Annotated in this window: 16 protein-coding genes; 6 read left to right on the top strand and 10 right to left on the bottom strand. The window is 38.1% G+C overall.

Features of this window, described 5'->3' with window-relative positions; all coding sequences use genetic code 11:
- Nucleotides 1–128 precede the first annotated feature (128 nt).
- The 4 genes from adk (at nt 129) to C0T34_RS05385 (ending at nt 4,613) form a co-directional block, all read left to right on the top strand.
- Nucleotides 129–773: an adenylate kinase gene (gene adk, locus C0T34_RS05400; protein WP_075673308.1), complete on the top strand. Its 645-nt coding sequence runs from the start codon at nt 129–131 to the stop codon at nt 771–773.
- A gap of 163 nt (nt 774–936) precedes the next feature.
- Entirely contained in the window at nt 937–1,917 is a 981-nt protein-coding gene (gene hemH, locus C0T34_RS05395) for a ferrochelatase (protein ID WP_109849799.1), read from the top strand.
- A gap of 163 nt (nt 1,918–2,080) precedes the next feature.
- Complete coding sequence (wzz(fepE), locus tag C0T34_RS05390) at nt 2,081–3,199, top strand: LPS O-antigen length regulator Wzz(fepE) (RefSeq protein WP_109849798.1); 1,119 nt, start codon at nt 2,081–2,083, stop codon at nt 3,197–3,199.
- A gap of 103 nt (nt 3,200–3,302) precedes the next feature.
- Nucleotides 3,303–4,613: an inosine/guanosine kinase gene (locus C0T34_RS05385; RefSeq protein ID WP_075673311.1), complete on the top strand. Its 1,311-nt coding sequence runs from the start codon at nt 3,303–3,305 to the stop codon at nt 4,611–4,613.
- Nucleotides 4,614–4,733: 120 nt separating this feature from the next.
- On the opposite strand, the gene ybaL is transcribed toward C0T34_RS05385, so the two are convergent.
- Both ybaL and C0T34_RS05375 read right to left on the bottom strand, forming a co-directional pair.
- Nucleotides 4,734–6,494: a YbaL family putative K(+) efflux transporter gene (gene ybaL, locus C0T34_RS05380; protein WP_098942082.1), complete on the bottom strand. Its 1,761-nt coding sequence runs from the start codon at nt 6,492–6,494 to the stop codon at nt 4,734–4,736.
- Between the two features lie 238 nt (nt 6,495–6,732).
- Nucleotides 6,733–7,971 carry an MFS transporter gene (locus C0T34_RS05375; protein ID WP_109849797.1) on the bottom strand — a complete coding sequence of 413 codons (1,239 nt, stop codon included), beginning with the start codon at nt 7,969–7,971 and terminating at the stop codon, nt 6,733–6,735.
- A gap of 261 nt (nt 7,972–8,232) precedes the next feature.
- Between C0T34_RS05375 and ushA the strand changes: the two genes are divergently transcribed.
- On the top strand, nt 8,233–9,897 hold the full coding sequence (gene ushA / locus C0T34_RS05370; protein ID WP_098942084.1) for a bifunctional UDP-sugar hydrolase/5'-nucleotidase UshA: 1,665 nt from the start codon (nt 8,233–8,235) through the stop codon (nt 9,895–9,897).
- A 120-nt stretch (nt 9,898–10,017) separates the two neighbouring features.
- Here the strand turns inward: ushA and ybaK are convergent, their stop codons facing one another.
- The 4 genes from ybaK to copA all read right to left on the bottom strand — a co-directional run bounded on the left by ybaK (nt 10,018) and on the right by copA (nt 16,237).
- Nucleotides 10,018–10,497, bottom strand: coding sequence for a Cys-tRNA(Pro)/Cys-tRNA(Cys) deacylase YbaK (ybaK, locus tag C0T34_RS05365; RefSeq protein ID WP_098942085.1), 480 nt, complete (start codon nt 10,495–10,497; stop codon nt 10,018–10,020).
- A gap of 34 nt (nt 10,498–10,531) precedes the next feature.
- Complete coding sequence (locus C0T34_RS05360) at nt 10,532–11,341, bottom strand: TraB/GumN family protein (RefSeq protein ID WP_098942086.1); 810 nt, start codon at nt 11,339–11,341, stop codon at nt 10,532–10,534.
- A 109-nt stretch (nt 11,342–11,450) separates the two neighbouring features.
- Complete coding sequence (locus C0T34_RS05355) at nt 11,451–12,920, bottom strand: YadA C-terminal domain-containing protein (protein WP_109849796.1); 1,470 nt, start codon at nt 12,918–12,920, stop codon at nt 11,451–11,453.
- A gap of 374 nt (nt 12,921–13,294) precedes the next feature.
- Nucleotides 13,295–16,237 carry a copper-exporting P-type ATPase CopA gene (copA, locus tag C0T34_RS05350; RefSeq protein ID WP_109849795.1) on the bottom strand — a complete coding sequence of 981 codons (2,943 nt, stop codon included), beginning with the start codon at nt 16,235–16,237 and terminating at the stop codon, nt 13,295–13,297.
- Nucleotides 16,238–16,369: 132 nt separating this feature from the next.
- Between copA and cueR the strand changes: the two genes are divergently transcribed.
- Nucleotides 16,370–16,783, top strand: a complete 414-nt coding sequence (gene cueR, locus C0T34_RS05345; protein ID WP_109849794.1) for a Cu(I)-responsive transcriptional regulator — start codon at nt 16,370–16,372, stop codon at nt 16,781–16,783.
- Here the strand turns inward: cueR and C0T34_RS05340 are convergent.
- From C0T34_RS05340 to C0T34_RS05325, 4 genes are all read right to left on the bottom strand, one after another.
- Nucleotides 16,737–17,225, bottom strand: a complete 489-nt coding sequence (locus tag C0T34_RS05340; RefSeq protein WP_098942090.1) for an NfeD family protein — start codon at nt 17,223–17,225, stop codon at nt 16,737–16,739. The genes cueR and C0T34_RS05340 overlap by 47 nt on opposite strands.
- A gap of 2 nt (nt 17,226–17,227) precedes the next feature.
- Nucleotides 17,228–18,151 carry an SPFH domain-containing protein gene (locus C0T34_RS05335; RefSeq protein WP_088494787.1) on the bottom strand — a complete coding sequence of 308 codons (924 nt, stop codon included), beginning with the start codon at nt 18,149–18,151 and terminating at the stop codon, nt 17,228–17,230.
- Between the two features lie 37 nt (nt 18,152–18,188).
- Nucleotides 18,189–19,046, bottom strand: a complete 858-nt coding sequence (locus C0T34_RS05330) for a co-chaperone YbbN (protein WP_088494788.1) — start codon at nt 19,044–19,046, stop codon at nt 18,189–18,191.
- Between the two features lie 84 nt (nt 19,047–19,130).
- Entirely contained in the window at nt 19,131–19,916 is a 786-nt protein-coding gene (locus C0T34_RS05325) for an SDR family oxidoreductase (protein WP_098942091.1), read from the bottom strand.
- Nucleotides 19,917–19,946: the final 30 nt, after the last annotated feature.

The raw sequence follows: 19,946 nt of genomic DNA, 5'->3' as shown, positions 1-19,946 counted from the left end.
TTTTTCTTTTTCGATAAAAATAAAATGCAATCGCTACCGTGATTTCTTGAGCGATGACCTCACAAAATGGTATGGTAATGCGTTTTCGAGTTTAAATATAAAAAATTAAATGCAAGGGGATTTACGCGATGCGTATCATTCTGCTAGGCGCTCCAGGCGCTGGTAAAGGCACTCAGGCTCAATTCATTAAAGAAAACTATGGTATCCCACAGATTTCAACTGGTGATATGTTACGTGCAGCAGTAAGTGCAGGTACAGAACTAGGACTGAAAGCAAAAGCACTGATGGACAATGGTCAGTTAGTTACTGATGAATTAGTTATTGCGTTAGTTAAAGAGCGCATCAAACAAGACGATTGCCGTAATGGTTTCTTGTTGGATGGGTTCCCAAGAACAATTCCACAAGCTGATGCAATGAAAGAAGCGGGTATCAACGTGGATTTCGTACTGGAATTCGCTGTACCTGATGAAATCATTGTTGAGCGTATTATTGGCCGTCGTGTTCACGCACCATCAGGTCGTGTTTATCATGTGAAATTTAATCCACCTAAAGTGGAAAATCGTGATGACGTGACAGGTGAAGAGTTAACAACACGTAAAGATGACCAAGAAGAAACTGTTCGTAAACGTTTAGTTGAGTACCATACTCAAACTGCACCATTAGTTTCTTATTACCAAAATGAAGCTAAAGCAGGCAATGCGAAATACTTCAAAGTTGATGGTACACAAAAAGTAAGCGAAATTAACGCTGAACTGAAAAGTATCCTTGGCTAATTTCGTCATTGTGATGATTAATCCCGGTTGAGCCGGGATTTTTTTTATCTAAATAAAATAGGGGAAAAGAACAATCCAATAAATTGACAAGCACAATCTATTATTTTCCTTTATTCTTCTACTCTTTGGTTATCCTAATAAAATAACTCTAAGGAGTCATAGTATGAATGATGCTAAGTATGGTGTTCTTTTGGTTAATCTTGGCACACCTGATGCGCCGACAACGAGTGCTGTTCGACGTTATTTAGCACAATTTCTTAGCGACCCTCGTGTTGTTGATGTTTCTCCTTTGATTTGGAAACCAATATTACAAGGGGCGATATTACCGTTTCGTTCACCTAAAGTGGCTAAGTTATACCAACAGATTTGGATGGATGAGGGATCACCACTTTTAGTCTATAGCCGAGCGCAACAACGAGCTGTCGCTGAGCGATTACCTAATATACCCGTAGAGTTAGGGATGTGTTATGGCAATCCATCGCTAAATGAAGGGGTTGAAAAGTTATTACAACAAGGTGTTGAAAAGATTATTTTGTTACCGCTGTATCCTCAATACTCTTGCTCTACTTCTGCTGCGGTATTTGATGGTGTTAGTCGCATTTTTAAAGATATGCGCACAATACCTTCTCTTCACTTTATTCGCAGTTATCCTACTCATCCGCTTTATATCAAAGCGCTTGTCACCTCTATTGAGAAAAGTTTTCAGCAATATGGCAAACCCGATCGTTTAATTCTCTCTTTTCATGGTATTCCTGAGCGCTTTATCAAAACGGGCGATATTTATTATGATGAGTGTTGCCTCACAACAGAAAAACTAAAACAGCAATTAGAAGAACAGTTAGGTTATCCTAAAGAGCAAGTCATGCTGACATTCCAGTCACGCTTTGGTCGCGAACCTTGGCTATCGCCTTATACGGATAAAACGATGGAAAAGCTGGGAAGTGAGGGTGTTGAACATGTGCAGGTTGTATGTCCGGGATTTTCATCTGATTGCTTGGAAACATTAGAAGAAATTAATGAACAGAACCGAGAGTTCTTTATTCATGGTGGTGGCAAACAGTACGAATATATTCCGGCATTAAATGATGATCCAGAGCATATTGACTTGCTAGAAGCGATGATCCGTGAGGTATGCGAAAAATAATTACTGAATTCTATAAATAAAATTATCGGATTTGATGATATATTAATTTGAACATATTTCAGTTATATATAAACTTATCTTTTCTCATTTTTTAAGTCTTTTAGTGGAAACCACTAAAAGTGCTGATAAACGGACACTGCATTACATAAATTTAGGCAGGAAAATGAATAGTAAGCTTTCAAAACCACAATCTTCAGAAATTGATAAAGGACATTTTGACGATTTCTATCTAAAACAGAATGATGAAATCGATCTTTTTGAATTATTTTCTGTTATTTATAAATCAAAATTTGTCATTATTGGTATCACTTTATTATTTGCTATCGTTGGCTTTACTGTTGCAAGCTTTTTGCCACAAAAATGGACAAGCCAAGCTGCAATTACTAAGCCAATGTTAGAGGAAATGAAACAGTTAAGAGCAACTCTAACTGAGCTTAGCTTAGTGGATGTTGATACAGGTGTGAATGGTTCATCTGTTTATCAAAAATTTATCAATAACTATAACTCTCGTGTTTTACGTGAAGAGTATTTGGTCAGTACGGATTATTACAAAAGTTTGCTGGCTAAAATGGAAGATCCAACGCCATTGGATAAACGTAGATTAATCGAAACCATTGTAACTAAAGATATTAATTTAAAAGCTGCAGATGATAAAAAGAGTGAAGACGAGTTTAGTGGTGAAATTAATTTAAGCTTTACAGCGCCAACGCCTGAAGAAGCTTACGATTTACTTTCTGGTTATATTCGCTTTATCTCTACCAAAGTACGTGTAGAAGTAAAAGACGAAATTGATGATCAAATTGAGCGTAAATTAAGTTTCGCACAAAAAGCCTATGAAATGGATTTAGAGCGTATCGCTAATGCGCGTAACGTTAATGTGCAACGCTTAAAGTATGCATTAGAAATCGCAAATGCAGCTGGGGTTAAAAAACCAATTTCCAGTGAAGGCGCACAGATTAAAGATGACCCTGATTATTCTATTGCTATGGGTTCTGATGCATTAAGCAGTAAATTAGCCATTACTGAAGCTATCACTGATCCTACAACGGTGAGTGCTGATCTGAAAAACCGTTTATACAATATGAAGCAATTAGAGAAAGTCAAATTAGATGATCTTCAATTTGTACCGTTCAAATATATGTTGAAACCTTACGAACCGACTAAAAAAGATGCACCTAAACGCGCTCTGATCTTAGTTGGCGCCGCTTTTGTTGGCTTCATTCTTTCTATTATGGGTGTTTTACTGAGCTACATGGCAAGAAGCCGTCGTAAAACTGCATAAAAATATCTTTAAATAAGTAGGTGTACTGACGTACACCTACTGTCTCTCCTATAATATTGTGTTAACATTGCGCATCTTTTTTAGCTGTGTAGCATCGTTCACAATGAAATTCCCTGGCAAACGAAAATCCAAACACTATTTTCCCGTTAGTTTACGAGATCCTCTATTACAACCCATCATCAATATGACGGAGAGCGAATCCTCTCGCGCTTATATCGTGGGTATTGACCAAACATTGGTTGATATTGAAGCGAAAGTTGATGAAGCGTTTATTAACCGCTATAACTTGAGTCAGGGACACTCTCTTGTTATTGAAGATGATGTCGCAGAGGCACTTTATCGTGAATTAACAGACAATAATCTGATAACACACGAATTTGCTGGTGGCACCATTGGTAATACGCTACATAACTACTCTGTATTGGCTGACGACCGCTCTGTGTTATTAGGTACTATGTGTAATAACATTCAGATTGGTAGCTATGCTTATCGTTATTTATGTAATACCTCTAGCCGTACTGATCTTAATTACCTCCAAGGTGTTGATGGCGCCATTGGGCGCTGTTTTACGCTGATCACGGAAAATGGTGAACGCACATTTGCTATTAGCCCTGGTCAAATGAATCAGCTTAAACCTGAAAGTATTCCGGAAGAGGTGATCGCAGAAGCTTCTGCATTGGTATTAACAGCTTATTTAGTTCGCTGTAAACCCGGTGAGCCGATGCCGTTAGCAACCATGAAAGCAATTGAATACGCGAAAAAATACGATGTGCCAGTTGTTCTCACCCTTGGTACAAAATATGTTATTGCAGATGATCCACAATGGTGGCGTGATTTCCTAAAAGAGCATGTGTCTGTTGTCGCAATGAATGAAGATGAAGCGTTTGAGTTAACAGGGCATTCTGATCCTCTGTTAGCCTCTGATGTTGCTTTAGAATGGGTTGATTTAGTGCTTTGTACCGCTGGGCCAGCAGGGCTTTATATGGGCGGTTATACAGAACATAGCTTTAAGCGCCAAACCACACATCCTTTATTACCGGGAGCGATTGCTGAATTTAATCGCTATGAATTTAGTCGTGCAATGCGCCGTAAAGATTGTGATGAACCAGAGAAAGTCTATTCTCATATTGAGCCTTATATGGGTGGCCCAGAAAAGATCATGAATACAAATGGTGCGGGTGACGCAGCATTGTCAGCATTACTGCATGATATCACAGCGAATAGCTATCATCGTATTAATGTGCCAAATTCAAGTAAGCATCCTCGGACTTATTTAACTTATTCATCATTAGCGCAAGTGTGTAAATATGCTAACCGAGTGAGTTATCAAGTGCTAAGCCAGCATTCTCCACGCTTGACACGCGGTTTACCTGAAAAAGAAGACAGCTTGGAAGAAGCTTATTGGGAACGTTGAGTTTATATTGTTTCTAAGCCTTGTTTTATCCGAGTGAAATAAAAAAAACCTATCAACATTTATTGATAGGTTTTTTTATTGACTTAAATTTTATAGGGTTAAGTGGTTATTTGTGTTTGATTATTGTGCTGCACTAGGTGCAATGATTTGTTGACCATTTTCAGGTGTATCATCAATAGCACAACCAAACTCAACTTCTTTAATTAGCATATCTGCCATTGCAGATGCGGTTTGATCTTCATCGATAATGACGTGATTTGCTCCTTTTTCAAGGATAAAAGAAGCTTCTTCATCATAGTTAGCGCGCACGATAATATCGTCAAAATGAGCACGAACAATGATGTTTAAATCAGGGTTCATACTTCTTGCTGTTTCAGCGATATCGGCTGCTTCATAACCATTAGGTATCGTCAGTAATAAAGATTTAGCACAATCAATACGGGCTAAAGCAAGAGACTCTTTAGTTGATGCATTACCCAGTACTGTGTTTAAGCTTTTCTCTTTTAATTCAGCGAATTTATTACGACTATTTTCGATAATAACTAATGGAATAGATTGAGCTAATAATTTCTCCGAAAGCATGCTTCCCGCACGTCCATAACCGACGATAATGGCGTGGCCACAAATATCAACAGGGACTGGCATCTCTTCTTCAAGCTCTTCTTGTTGTAGCTGCTCCATTTCTTCTTTGGTTTCTGTTTTTGCCAGATAACGATCTAACAAAGAGAACAGTACAGGGTTTAGCATAATAGAGACTAAAGCACCGGCTAAAACAAGGTTACGCGCATCGGGTTCTAAAACGTTCAGTGCCACACCAAGACCTGCAAGAATAAAGGCAAATTCACCAATTTGAGCAAGGCTGGCTGAAATAGTTAATGCGGTGCGTCTGGAATGCCCAAACATCCGCACAAGGACTAATGCCGCGGCTGATTTACCAATAATAATGATAGCCAGTGTCGCTAAGATACCTAGTGGATGCTCAATTAATACCATTGGATCAAATAGCATACCGACAGAAACAAAGAACAGTACAGCAAAAGCATCACGCAGCGGTAAAGTATCTTGAGCTGCTCTGTGGCTTAACTCAGACTCATTAAGCACCATACCTGCAAAGAATGCGCCTAATGCGAAGGAAGCATCAAATAAGGTTACAGCGCCATAAGCGATACCTAAAGCAAGAGCGAGTACACTCAGTGTAAATAGCTCACGAGAGCCCGTTGCTGCGGTTTTAGCCAAAATCCAAGGAATAAGTTTACGACCAACAACCATCATGATTAAGATAAAGGCAACAACTTTACCGATTGTAATACCTAAATTGATCATGAGTTCAGAAATACTGGTTTGATCGCTACTTTCCAGCATATTGGCAACAGCGGGAAGTAGTACAAGAGCTAACACCATGGCTAAGTCTTCAACAATCAACCAACCAATAGCAATTTGACCTCGTTGGCTATCAATCAAGCCTCTTTCTTCAAGTGCTCGTAAAAGCACAACGGTACTTGCTGTTGATAGACACAAGCCGAATACTATGCCACTAAATAAACCCCAGCCAAAAAATGCTGATAATCCCAGTCCTAATAGCGTTGCGACTGCAATTTGAGCAATAGCACCCGGAATAGCGATGGCTTTTACCGCCATCAGATCTTTTAACGAAAAGTGTAAACCTACACCAAACATTAGCAGAATAACGCCAATTTCAGCGAGTTCAGGTGCGAGAGAGGTATCGGCAACAAAGCCGGGAGTAAATGGACCAGCGAGTACACCCGCAGCAAGATATCCTACTAAAGGTGAGATTTTTAGCCGTTGAGCAATCATGCCTAAAATGTAAGCAAGTGCTAACCCACCAACAATGGTGGTAATGAGGGGTGTTGAATGCGGCATCAATTCTCCTTCTCTTTATAAAACTACATGTATCGGGGGGCGAGTAATATAGCAGGCTGATAGTTTAACGTATTCATGCAATAAATTCGCTAAAAATTATTGATTATTTATAAAAATAGCAAGTTGATTGAGTTTTTTGATGCAAATGCACTTTTTTATGTTATTTTAATCAGTCTTACCTTTTAAAGTAAGAAATACCCTGTTGCCGGTTCATTTAGATAACAGGGAGAATTACAAGTTATTCGGTTTTATCTACCCCAATGTTAGGGAGAAGAATGGTGAAAATACCTAACAGTGGTAAATAAGCACAAATATGATAAACATATTCAATACTCTTCTGATCTGCAATATAGCCTAAGACAGCGGCACCAATACCTCCCATCCCAAAAGCAAGTCCGAAGAAAAGCCCTGAAACCATGCCTGTTTTACCCGGTATTAACTCTTGAGCATAAACTAAGATAGCAGAAAATGCTGAAGCTAAAATAACACCAATGAATACAGTAAGTACGCCAGTCCAGTACAAGCTGGCATAAGGGAGCATCAACGTAAAAGGTGCAACACCAAGAATAGATCCCCAAATTACGTATTTTCTGCCAATTTTATCGCCTACGGGGCCACCAATCATAGTGCCAGCAGCAACAGCAAAGAGGAAAATAAACAGGTGAATTTGTGCATTTTGTACTGAAACGCCAAATTTATGTATTAAATAGAAAGTATAGTAGCTACTGATGCTTGCAAGATAAAAATACTTAGAAAAAATCAGAATAAGTAAAATGGCTAAAGAGCCCAAAAGGGTTTTACGTGGCAATATGGCTTTGTTATTTAGTGCTTTAGGTTTTTTTTTCTGAGCTTCTTGTTGAATTTTATACCAACGGCTAACTTGTAATAGCACTACAATAGCCAATAAAGCAGCAAGGGAGAACCAACCGACATTTCCTTTGCCATAAGGCGCAATCAATAAAGCTGCCAAAAGAGGGCCTAAAGAGCTACCTAAATTACCCCCGACTTGAAAGAGTGATTGTGCAAGTCCGTGTCTTCCTCCTGATGCCATTCTAGCAACACGAGATGATTCAGGATGGAAAACAGACGAGCCAGTACCAACTAATCCCGCAGCAAGTAATAACATTGGGAATGTATCTGCAAAGGCGAGGAGAATAAGCCCTGTCAGCGTAAAACCCATACCAATAGGTAATGAGTAAGGCTTAGGGAATTTATCAGTATAGAGGCCAATAAAAGGCTGTAATAAAGATGCTGTAATTTGATAGGTCAACGTTATCATCCCTATTTGCACAAAACTGAGTGAAAACTCTGATTGCAACATAGGGTAAATAGCTAATATCAATGATTGGATCATATCATTGAGAAGATGAGAAAAACTGATAGCAGTTAAAATACTAAAAACAGTATTACGCTTATTGGCTTTTCGTTGTAAAACATCGGTTTCTTCTATGGGAAGCGTTGGATCGGTATTGCTCATTTTAGTTCCCTGTCACATCATTTTGTTAATGAATTGTTTCTATTTTTATTGGTCTAGTTTACATCTATTTGGAGTTGAGTGCTTTTGTGAGAAATAGAGTTTGATTCATGTCTCAAAAAAACTATTGGATCAATGAAATAATAAAAAAATTATATAACCTACGTCATAAAATACAGCAAAAGTATTTAACTTCTGTCTTCTTTTTCTACAGTAGAACCATGGCAGAACCTTCTCAATAAATAATATACATGGGGATATACCATGAGCTTATCTTTTAAATTATCAGCATGCGCATTAACAGTTTCTTTAGCGATGGCGCCTGCGATGTCTCAGGCATGGGAAAAGGATAAAACCTACGAAATTACTATTTTGCATACCAATGATCACCATGGCCATTTCTGGCATAACGATCGTGGCGAATATGGTTTAGCGGCACAAAAAACGGTTGTTGATGACATTCGTAATGAAGTGGCTAAAAAAGGCGGTAGCGTACTGCTGTTATCTGGCGGCGATATTAATACTGGTGTACCAGAATCTGATTTACAAGATGCAGAGCCTGATTTTAAAGGTATGAATCTTGTGGGTTACGATGCAATGGCACTGGGTAACCATGAATTCGACAATCCATTAGATGTTTTACGTCAACAAGAGAAATGGGCAACATTCCCATTCTTATCTGCAAATATTTATCAAAAAAGTACGGGTGAGCGTTTATTCAAGCCTTACACCATTTTCGATAAGCAAGGTGTGAAGATTGCAGTATTGGGCTTAACGACTGATGATACTGTGCGTATCGGTAACCCAGCAAACTTCCCTGATACTGAATTCCGTAAGCCTTCTGATGAGGCTAAAAAAGTGGTAGAAGAACTGCGTACAACAGAAAAGCCAGACATTATTATCGCTGCAACTCATATGGGTCACTATGATGATGGTAATCACGGTTCTAACGCACCTGGCGATGTAGAAATGGCGCGTGCCTTACCAAAAGGCTACCTTGATATGATTGTGGGTGGTCACTCACAAGATCCTGTTTGTATGTCTCAAGAAAATAAAAACTACAAACAAGCTGATTATGTGCCAGGAACACCTTGTGCACCAGATAACCAAAATGGTACATGGATTGTTCAGGCTCATGAATGGGGTAAATATGTTGGTCGTGCAGACTTCGAATTCCGTAATGGTGAATTCACGTTAAAACATTACCAATTAATCCCAATCAACTTAAATCAAAAAGTGAAGAAAGACGACGGTACAACTGAGCTTGTTTACTATACAAAAGAAATTCCTCATAACCCTGAAATGATGAAACTGCTGACGCCTTACCAAGAAAAAGGTGGCGAGCAATTGAATGTTAAAGTGGGTGAGGTTGTTGGTAAATTAGAGGGTGATCGTAGTAAAGTTCGCTTTGTTCAAACCAATATGGCACGCCTATTATTATCAGCTCAAGCTGAACGTGCAAATGCAGACTTTGCCATTATGAGTGGTGGTGGTGTCCGTGATTCTATTGAATCTGGTGATATTACTTATAAAGATGTACTGAAAGTACAACCATTTGCGAACGAACTGGTTTATGTTGATTTTAAAGGTGAAGAAGTCGAGCCTTATCTATCAGCTGTTGCATGTATGAAAGTAGACTCTGGTGCTTACGCACAATTCTACAATGTTAGCTTAACTGTAGATGCAGACTGCAAAGTTAGCGATGTTAAAATTGCTGGTAAACCATTAGATAAAACTAAGACTTACCGCATGGCGACATTAAACTTTAATGGTATTGGTGGTGATGGTTATCCTAAGATTGATGTTCATCCTGCATATGTAAATACTGGTTTTGTTGATGCTGAAGTATTAAAAGGTTATATCGAAGCACACTCTCCATTGAAAGCTGCTGATTTCGAACCTAAAGGTGAGATCGTTTATAAAAAATAAGCTCAGTAAATCATGATGATATAGATAAAAGGCGACATTAATGTCGCCTTTTATTTTAGGTCTAAATTAGGTTAATTTCTTATTTTGAGGATGCGCCTTAAAATAAAAAATCATTAATGATTATGACGCTTTACGAATAAGTGCAAATTGAGCACCTAATACAGAACCTAAATCTTTTGCTGATAATTCAATATCTAAACCACGTTTGCCACCAGAAACAAAGATAGTGTCAAATTCAAGGGCTTGTTCATCAATTACTGTCGGTAGGCGTTTTTTCTGACCCAATGGGCTTATTCCACCCACTAAATAACCCGTTACCTTTTGTGCAATCTGTGGATCTGCCATATCTGCTTTTTTTGCCTTAAAGCACTTAGCAACAAGTTTTAAATCTAACTGACCAGAAACCGGTGTTACTGCAACAGCAAGATTCTTAGCATCACCATTTAAAGAAACTAACAGTGTTTTGAATACTTGGCGATTATCCAAACCTAATTTTTCAACGGCTTCATCACCGAAATTATGGACATTCGCATCATGCTCATAAGGATGAAGGGTAAATTTGATTTTTTGTTTTTCCAGTAAATTTACAGCGGGAGTCATAGCTATTCCTATTTATAAGGTTAGAACCATATTTTTATTCTTGGTGCGTTAATAAATCGATCAAATTCTCTTCACCAAATAAATGAAGGGCACCTACAGTCACTACATAACGACCAGCCGGTAATTTTGATAATATGCTTACCCATTTTTGGTTACGGCTTTCCATTAAAATATCAAATACAGCTTTACTAAAGGTATTCGGTAAAGGCGGTTGTTTTTCTCTACTATTATAATTTAACCACCAATTGATCATGATTTGCAATGTACGCGCGTTCTCGTGCCAATTTTTTAATGTGTCTTCGAGTAATTGCTGACCATCCTCAGGAAAACTCAATAATAATGCGACCTGACTCTCAATGCCTTCGAGTTCAATAATCCTTTTTTTGTGTTCATTAGCATGTTGGATAACTTGATAATCAACGCCGTATTGTGGTTGTAATCCAAGTTGCATCGCTTGAGTAGATTGTAAAATCAAAGCAATTTGCCAAAGAGGCTTATTCTCAAGTTGATAAAGCGAGAGGGAGAGATCTTCACAATAGCGTGTCACTTGAGAAAATAGAGGAGTATTTAAGCGTGTTTCTAGTGACTCTCTAAAAAGGGATGCTTGGTCAAAAGGTTGAACGTCAGTTGAAATATCAGCTTCAACAATAATAGCATCTGCATTTTTTATTTCGTTGATAAGCACGTTGGAGAGCGGTGACATTGCAGGAACCCCCATATGGATACTACCCACAAGGTGTAAAGAGACATTATTAGGCAACGCAATATCAACAGCGGGATAAGGGTAATGGACCGTATTTTTTATTCCTACCCAATGTTTGATTTTCTGAAAAATACCCGTCATTGATATGCTCCTTTGAGTATAGAATCGCAAAGTTTTAGCATAACGGATTTGAACTGGAATGAAACAACGAAAACTAAGCTTTACTTAGCTTTCGCTGTTTTTACGTTATTTACCAGCTTATGCCAACACCGCCAGCAGAAACCCAATTTGATTCATTCCATGCAGTAGAGGCTCTCACTTTAATATTTTCGTTAATACGGTATTGCATACCCCAAGCAAGCGCTGTTGCATTACGATAATTACCGATACCAATTGCGGTACTAAATGTGGCAGAATCAGTAAAGGGCAAATTACTCATGGCTGCCACAGATGCAATACCTTGATTGGCACGTTTCTCAACTTTATAAAAGCGGTTTTGAGTATCTGATTTAAAATGTTCAAAATTAGTTTTTAGATCTTTAAATTCATTTCTTGCTACTGATTGTTCAATATAAAGAGTAGAAAAATGATTTTTTAATGAAAGATCCCTTCCACTAATATTTAGATTATCAATATATTTTTCTTTAATATTATCAATGCCTTCTTTGTTGGTTTCGATATTTTCTTTATTAGCTTTGATATCGGTCGAGTTAGTGTTTATTTTGTTTCTATTGCTTGTAATATTATCTTTATTAATGTCAATGTCAGTTTTGTTGGTAATAATGTCATTTTTATTAGTGGCAATATTGTTTTTATTGGTACTGATATTGCTTTTGTTAGTGTCGATTTGGGTTTTATTGTTTTCAATATTACTTTGAATGGTATTATTTTTAGCCTCTATTCTATTTTTGTTACCATTGATTTCATTTACATGTTGATCTAGTTTAGCTATTGTATCATGTATTTTTTCATTTAATTCATTATCAGTTTTTTGTCTTTCTCGATTGTCTTCGGTTCTTTTTTTCTCAACATTTGCAAACTTTTCTACGACACTCTCTTCTAGTTTGAAAATTATTTTTTTTGAATGAGGTGGAACTTTCATTCCTCTTTCTATATTTTCATTTAGCTCGCTAAGTTTCGAGGTTGGTTGGTAATGTCTTTGGATTTCAATAGGTTTTTTAATGATCTCATCTATTTTATTTTTATTAAAAGAAATCGTTTCTTTTAATCCGGAATTTATATTTTCTTTTTGATCTGAAAAATTAGAAAGATAATTCAATATCGCTGTTTTAAAATCAGGCGGCATACTATCTAACTTTATTGAGTTATTACCTCGTTGGTTATCTGTGATGAGAACTTTCTCTATATTTATATTTGTATTTTCTTGAGATACGTTTTTTTTTATTTCTTCATTCATCATCTTTATTATTTCATCTGTGATTTTGATGACTTCAATATGTTTTTTTGAAGATGCTTCGGCATCATGATAGATATATATATCACTCACAAATTCATCAAAAATAGGTCTGATAATGTCATTTTTCATGGGGTGTGAGTTTAGATATGTAGAATTAGAATCGGTGTTGTTAGGGTAATTATTTGCAGGATAGCTGTCTTCAAGTGAAATAATGTTTTTATCGGTTGTTTTTTCTGTAAAGGAAAAAGCATTTATAGAATAAATTAAAGATAAGCAAAATATAGTGGTATTTTTTAATTTCATGATTAATTCCTTTTAATATAGATTCCTTTGTTACTTTTTAATTCTAAATTTAGAAAAATATACTGGCAACAATAATATCTTTTAAAATATTTTTATGGCTATTTTATATAAACATTTAATTTTATATATGAATAATAAAGTTAATGAAAAAATTATAATATATTGCTATTCTAGCGCTAAGAGGGCGGAGTGATGACTCTCTTGTATAATGAGAAATTCCTCTTTGACTGGCCGATAGTAATATCGGCTTTTTTTTTAACCTTTTGATAAGGTTAAAAATCATTAAATAAGAATTCAACAATAAGATAATAAAAAACCTCTTTAACTAATAAGCAAAAGAGGTTTTAGGGAAATGCTTAATATATTATTAAGTATTATTGCTTGGGTTTGAATCGTAACAAGCGATTCGCATTACTCACAACAGTAATTGAAGACAATGCCATTGCCGCACCTGCAACAACTGGATTTAACAGTGTGCCAGTGAAGGGATAGAGAATACCTGCTGCAATAGGGATACCTAAGCTATTATAGACAAAGGCACCAAATAGATTCTGCTTCATATTACGTAGTGTGCCTTTTGAGATCTCAACTGCATCAGCCACACCATGCAAACTATGACGCATTAGCGTGATTGCTGCTGTTTCAATGGCAATATCACTACCGCCTCCCATTGCAATACCGACATCTGCTTTGGCTAATGCTGGGGCATCGTTAATACCATCTCCAATCATTGCAACACGACGTCCTTCAGCTTGAAGCTCTGTAATCGCTTGTGTTTTGCCTTCTGGCATCACACCTGCAATAACCTGATCAATACCTGCTTCTTTTGCAATTGCATTGGCCGTAATAGGGTTATCCCCCGTTAACATCACGAGGCGATAACCTTGATTATGTAAACGCTGTAATGCACTTACGGTATCATCTCTAAGAGGATCACAAATAGAAAGTAATGCTGTAATTTTGCCATCTTGTGCTAATAAAACAGGAGTCACCCCTTTGGCAGCTTGGGAATCAATCAATGAATTAACTTCGCTAATATCAATACCAGATCCAAGCATTAATTTAGGGTTACCTAAAAGCACTGTTTTACCATTAATTTCGCCACTTAATCCCATACCGGCTAATGTACGGAAATTGTTTACTTCTGGTAAATCAATACTTTCGGCACGCGCTAAAATAGCTTTAGCTAATGGGTGATTAGAACCATTTTCTAGTGATGCCGCCAATGCAAGTGCTTGAGTGTCATCTACTTGATTAAAAGTATGAATTTCAGTGACTTGAGGCATACCTTCTGTCAGTGTTCCTGTTTTATCAAAGACTAAAGTGTCTAGTTTACTGGCTTGTTGTAGTGCATCTGCATCACGGACTAGCACACCATATTCAGCAGCACGACCGACACCCGAAATGATCGACATAGGTGTCGCTAGACCTAAAGCACAAGGGCAAGCGATGATAAGAACAGTTGTGATAATCACAAGTGCATAGGTAATTTGTGGAGAAGGGCCAAAGAAATACCAAATAGCTCCTGCAACAAGAGCAATAGCGACAACGACAGGTACAAATACCCCCGAGATTTTATCCGCTAACTGACCTATTTCAGGTTTACTGCTTTGTGCTTGGCGAACTAATTTAATAATACGAGCCAGTGTTGTTTTACTTCCCACTGCCGCTGCTTTAAATAGAACAGAGCCGTCTTGAACTGTTGTTCCGGCATGAATAGTATCACCCACTGTTTTTTGCTGTGGAATTGGCTCGCCTGTTAGCATAGCCTCATCCATCCACACTTCACCTTGGATAATTTCACCATCAACGGGTACTTTATCACCTGTTGCTAAACGTAAAGTCATTCCTTGTTTAACATCAGCCAATGGCATTTCGACTTCACCATGTTCAGTTATCACTCTTGCTGTTGGTGGAGTTAAATCTAATAGTCGTTCTAGCGCTTTAGATGAACGTTGGCGCGCTCTTTGCTCAAGCATATGCCCTAGATTGATTAACCCGATAATCATCGCACTAGCTTCATAATAGAGATGTCGAGCTTGAGCTGGGAACACTTCTGGCCATAAGTTTACGGTAATGGAATAGAGCCAGGCTGTTCCTGTTCCTAATGCAACGAGGGTATCCATTGTTGCACTGCGGTTTTTTAAACTCTGCCATGCGCTACGATAGAAGTGACCACCAGCAACAACCATAACAAACAGTGTCACAATACCAATACCTAACCAGATGTTGTGATTGGCTTCTGTCAGCATCATATTGTCGCCGATCATTCCCCAAATCATGACAGGAATACCAACAACTAAGGCCAACGCAGCTTGCCAGCGAAAACGTTTCATATTAGCAACAGCAACTTCTTGCTGACGTTCTCTGCGTTTTACATCGTCTTGAATAATTTCAGCGCCATAACCTGCTTTTTCAATGGCAGTCACAAGTGCATCATGATCGATGTCACCCGTTACTAATGCACTACGTTCAGCTAGATTCACACGCACATTTTCAACGCCATCAACGGATTGTAATGCTTTATGAACCTTGTTTACGCAACTCGCACAAGTCATGCCATCAATTAAAAGCTGAACACTGTCGTCATCGTCAGTGTCGATTTCAGCGCTATCATCAATATCAGTATTCTCAGCTGGAATATTACAAACAGCCGCTGACGATGCTTCCAGTTGTGCATGCGTTTGCGTCAGCGGCTCAGTTTTTGGGAAATCAGTACCTGCTAGTTGAGCTTCAAAACCAGCTTCTGTAATGGCGGTAATTAAGGTTTCAGCGGTTGCAGAACCAGTCACTTTTGCATGAGTCAATTCAACTTCAGCTGTTTCAACACCCGCAGTATTTTCTAGTGCTTTTTTTACTGAACCGACACAGTGACCACAATTTAAGCCCGATAGAGTTAAGTGAATTACGTTGTCAGCGGGTGCTAAGCTTGCTTGAAAACCTTCAGCCGTAATCGCTGAAATTAAAGTATCCGCATCTGCGTCACCAAAAATTTCAGCTGACTCTTTTGTGACATTAACGGCTGCAACACCTTCAACAGCTAATAATGCTTTTTCAGTTTTACCAACACACTTCATGCAGTTAAGTCCGCTTAGGCTTAATTTTACATCAGGCTGTGTTGCAACACTTGCTTCATAGCCTGCATCTTCAATTGTTTTGATTAAGCTTTCAGCAGTTGCATCACTGTCAATTTTAGCGTAATGAATAGTCACAATTGCCTGCTCTATGTCATTGCGAGTATCAAGTGCTTTTTTTACACTGTTAACACAGTGAGAGCATGAAAGTCCTTTCAATGCGAGTATTATAGTTTTTGCCATGTTAATTATCTCCGTCATAAAAGCGTTACCTCTATTATTGCGCAATATTCGGTAACTCGCTTTCTTTAAAGGTTTTTTCTTATCAGAGATAAAGGCTAAACCTTTCCGCAAGGGGAAGGTCAAGGGGGAATTTTGAATATTAGTGAAATCGCAAGTAAAACAGGATTAACGGCTAAAGCTATTCGGTTTTATGAAGAAAAAGACTTGATAACACCACCGGGAAGAGGTGAAAACGGCTATCGTTATTATCAGGCTCAACATATTGAAGAGTTAACATTATTGCGCCAAGCAAGAGAAGTTGGCTTTAGTTTAGAAGAGTGCCGAGCTTTATTAATGTTGTTAAGAAATCCTTCTCGTCATAGTTCAGACGTGAAAGAAGCCACCTTAAAAAAAGTGGCTGAAATTGAGAAAACAATTAATGAGCTTAATGGCATTCGCCAGCGATTACTTTTGTTGGCCAGCGAATGTCCTGGTGATGACGGAGCAGATTGCCCGATCATCAATCATTTGTCAGGGTGTTGTCATCACCAGAAACAGCCGGTTTAAGTGCAATCACTCGTAAGGTAATACCATCAATTTCGGTTACGGTTACTTTATCGCCTGCAAGTAATGGCGTGTCTGAATAAACGCGCCAACTGCCATCAGCTAATTTAACGCGACTAAAACCGTTTTCTGTATCTGATAATAAAACAGCATGAACACCAATTAGTTGATGACTTTTCTGATTTAAGTTCTCGGCTTCTTTTGATTGTTTTCTGCGTTTAAGCCAAAGGTGCCAAAAAACAGCACTAATAACTGTTAATATCGCAAATAAAACACCTTGAATAGGCCAGTTAATAGGCAATATCCATGTGATCAACGATACACATAGAGCAGCCATTCCTGACCATAAAAGGTATCCTGCTGTTCCTAACATTTCTGTAATTAACAACAAGCCACCAAGACAAAGCCAGAAAAGTGCAGGTTGAGCACTAATCCATTCAATCATAATTAATTGCTCTTGTTGCCTGAGTCACTTTTTTTGGTATTGAGTAATTCAGAAATACCGCCAATCGCACCCATAAGATTACTTGCTTCTAGTGGCATCATAATAACTTTACTGTTATTAGCTGAACCAATTTGAGACAGCGCATCAGTATATTTTTGAGCAACAAAGTAGTTAATTGCTTGCATATCACCTTTTGCGATGGCCTCAGATACCATTTGTGTTGCCTTAGCTTCAGCTTCTGCCGCACGTTCACGGGCTTCTGCTTGTAAGAATGCAGATTGACGCTCACCTTCAGCCTTCAGAATTTGCCCTTGTTTCTCACCTTCAGCTTTTAAGATAGCTGCTTGACGAATACCTTCAGCTTCAAGAATGTCGGCACGTTTAGTTCGCTCAGCTTTCATCTGCGCATTCATTGCAGAAATCAATTCTTTTGGTGGGCGGACATCACGAATTTCGATACGGGTAATTTTGATACCCCAAGGGTTTGTTGCATCATCGACAATCAGTAACAGGCGACTGTTGATTTGGTCACGCTGAGAAAGAATTTCATCAAGTTCCATTGAACCTAACACTGTACGAATATTCGTGAGTGTTAAATTAATAATGGCAAGCTCAAGATTATTGACTTCATAAGCGGCTTTTACAGGATCGATCACTTGAATAAAGCAGACTGCATCGATGCTGACGTTGGCGTTATCACGAGAAATGACTTCTTGAGAAGGAATATCAAGCACTTGTTCCATCATGTTGATACGACGACCAATACGATCGACAAATGGCACGAGAATTTGAAGACCTGGAGTCAGAGTACGAGTGTAACGACCAAAACGTTCGACAGTCCACTGGTAACCTTGTGGAACGGTTTTAACTCCGCATAAAACTAAAATAATAGCGAATAAGATGATAATACCAATGACTATTTCCATATACCTGTCCTAAGTCTGCTTTAATAAGAAAGTAAAATTAATAAAGTAAAGAATACACCATACGACGATATTTAGACGCTAAATTATCATTAGTGCCTAAGGCTGACAGAATATCCATCAGGGTTTTCTTAACTTGACCATCACCTGCATTTAGATCTTTTTTGATAAAGCTAAATAGCAACTCTAATGCCTCTTCATTACGAGCAACTTCATGTAATTTTAGTGCAAGTTGAATAGCAAGATCGGTATTTTCAGGCTGTTGATTAAAATCGTTCTGTAATTGTTGAATTTCAGGCGTATCAGCAGCCTGTTTTTGTAGTTCAATTTGCGCTAACAAACTATGGTAGTAGCTGTCTTGATCTTGTAATGGAATGGTGATTAATAGTGTTTGAGCTTCTTCACTTTTATTTAAAGAAATTAAAGCACCAGCCAATGCAAGTGTAATTTCACTATTTTTAGGTGCGAGCTGGTGAGCTTCTTTTAGTAGCGGTAACGCTTCCTCGGCTTTTCCTTCAGAAAGTAGTTGTGCTGCTTGTGCTGCTTTCAACTCTTCTGGCTTAGGTAATACGTTGGCTAAAATTTGACGGATTGCTTCTTCTGGTTGAGGGCCTTGGAAGCCATCAACTGGGCGACCTTCTTGCAATATATAAACAGTTGGAATAGCACGTAGACCAAACTGTGAGGCAATCATTTGTTCAACATCACAATCCAATTTTGCCAAAATAAATTGATCAGCAAATTCGGCTGCAAGTTTATCTAATGTTGCGCCAAGCTCTGCACAATGAGGGCTACGTTCTGAATAGAAATACATCATGACCGGTTTCGTCATGGATTGTTCTATAACTTGTTGAATATTTGATTCATTTACATCAACAATATGTGCAGTTGCTAACATTAACTTGCCCCTTTTTGAGAGTTTTAAAGATAGATGCTATTTATAAAGCTATTTTATTAATAAGTAAGGGTGGATACTGAAAAATCAAGCCTTGCCACTCTGGCGACTGAGAATCGCATCCATTAAAATATCAGGTAGAAAACGCTTTAGTATTCTAACAGCGTGAGTTAATAAGGTTACGGGATAACGTATCTTAGGTTTTGGGCTTTCTAAAGCATGAATGAGCTTTTTCACGACATCTTCAGGCGTTAATGTGAAACGACTCGCAATCCCCGGATTTTTTACAGGTTTATCTTTTTCGGCTTGAGCGACATTTTCAGTGAAACAAGTTCGTATTGGGCCTGGCTCTATTAAACTCACCTTAACTCCAGTATGCGCTATTTCCATTCTTAGCGCATCAGACCATGCTTCTACCGCATATTTACTGGCAGCGTAAGCACCTCGACCTGGCGTTGAGATAATCCCCATTACAGAACTCGTTTGAATAATGCGTCCCTCTCCATGAGGTAACATTGCGGGTAGAAGTAATGTAGTAAGCTGATGTAAACCAAAAAAGTTAGTCGAAAACTGTTTTTCCATTTGTTGGCGAGTAATAGCATCTAATGGGCCATAAACACCAAATCCACCATTATTAAATAATCCATATAAATGACCGTTTGTTAGGCGAATAACTTCTAATGCCGCATTTTCAACACTTTTTGGATCATCAAGGTCAAGATGAATGGGTTCTAATCCCAATGTTTCCATGCGTTTAAGGTCTTCACCTTTACGGCAAGCAGCAAGAACTCGATAGCCTCTTTTCTGTAGTGCTTTTGCCGCACAGAGTCCTATTCCACTGGAACTTCCTGTAATCAATACCGTTTTTTGCATAATTTTACAATTAATCTCGTTTAATCTACG

Origin of the sequence: Proteus sp. CA142267 (assembly GCF_003336825.1) — a bacterium.
In the GTDB taxonomy this organism is placed as follows: Bacteria; Pseudomonadota; Gammaproteobacteria; order Enterobacterales; family Enterobacteriaceae; genus Proteus; species Proteus terrae.
The sequence above is the reverse complement of the archived record's forward strand: the minus strand, read 5'-3'. Positions and strand labels throughout refer to the sequence as shown.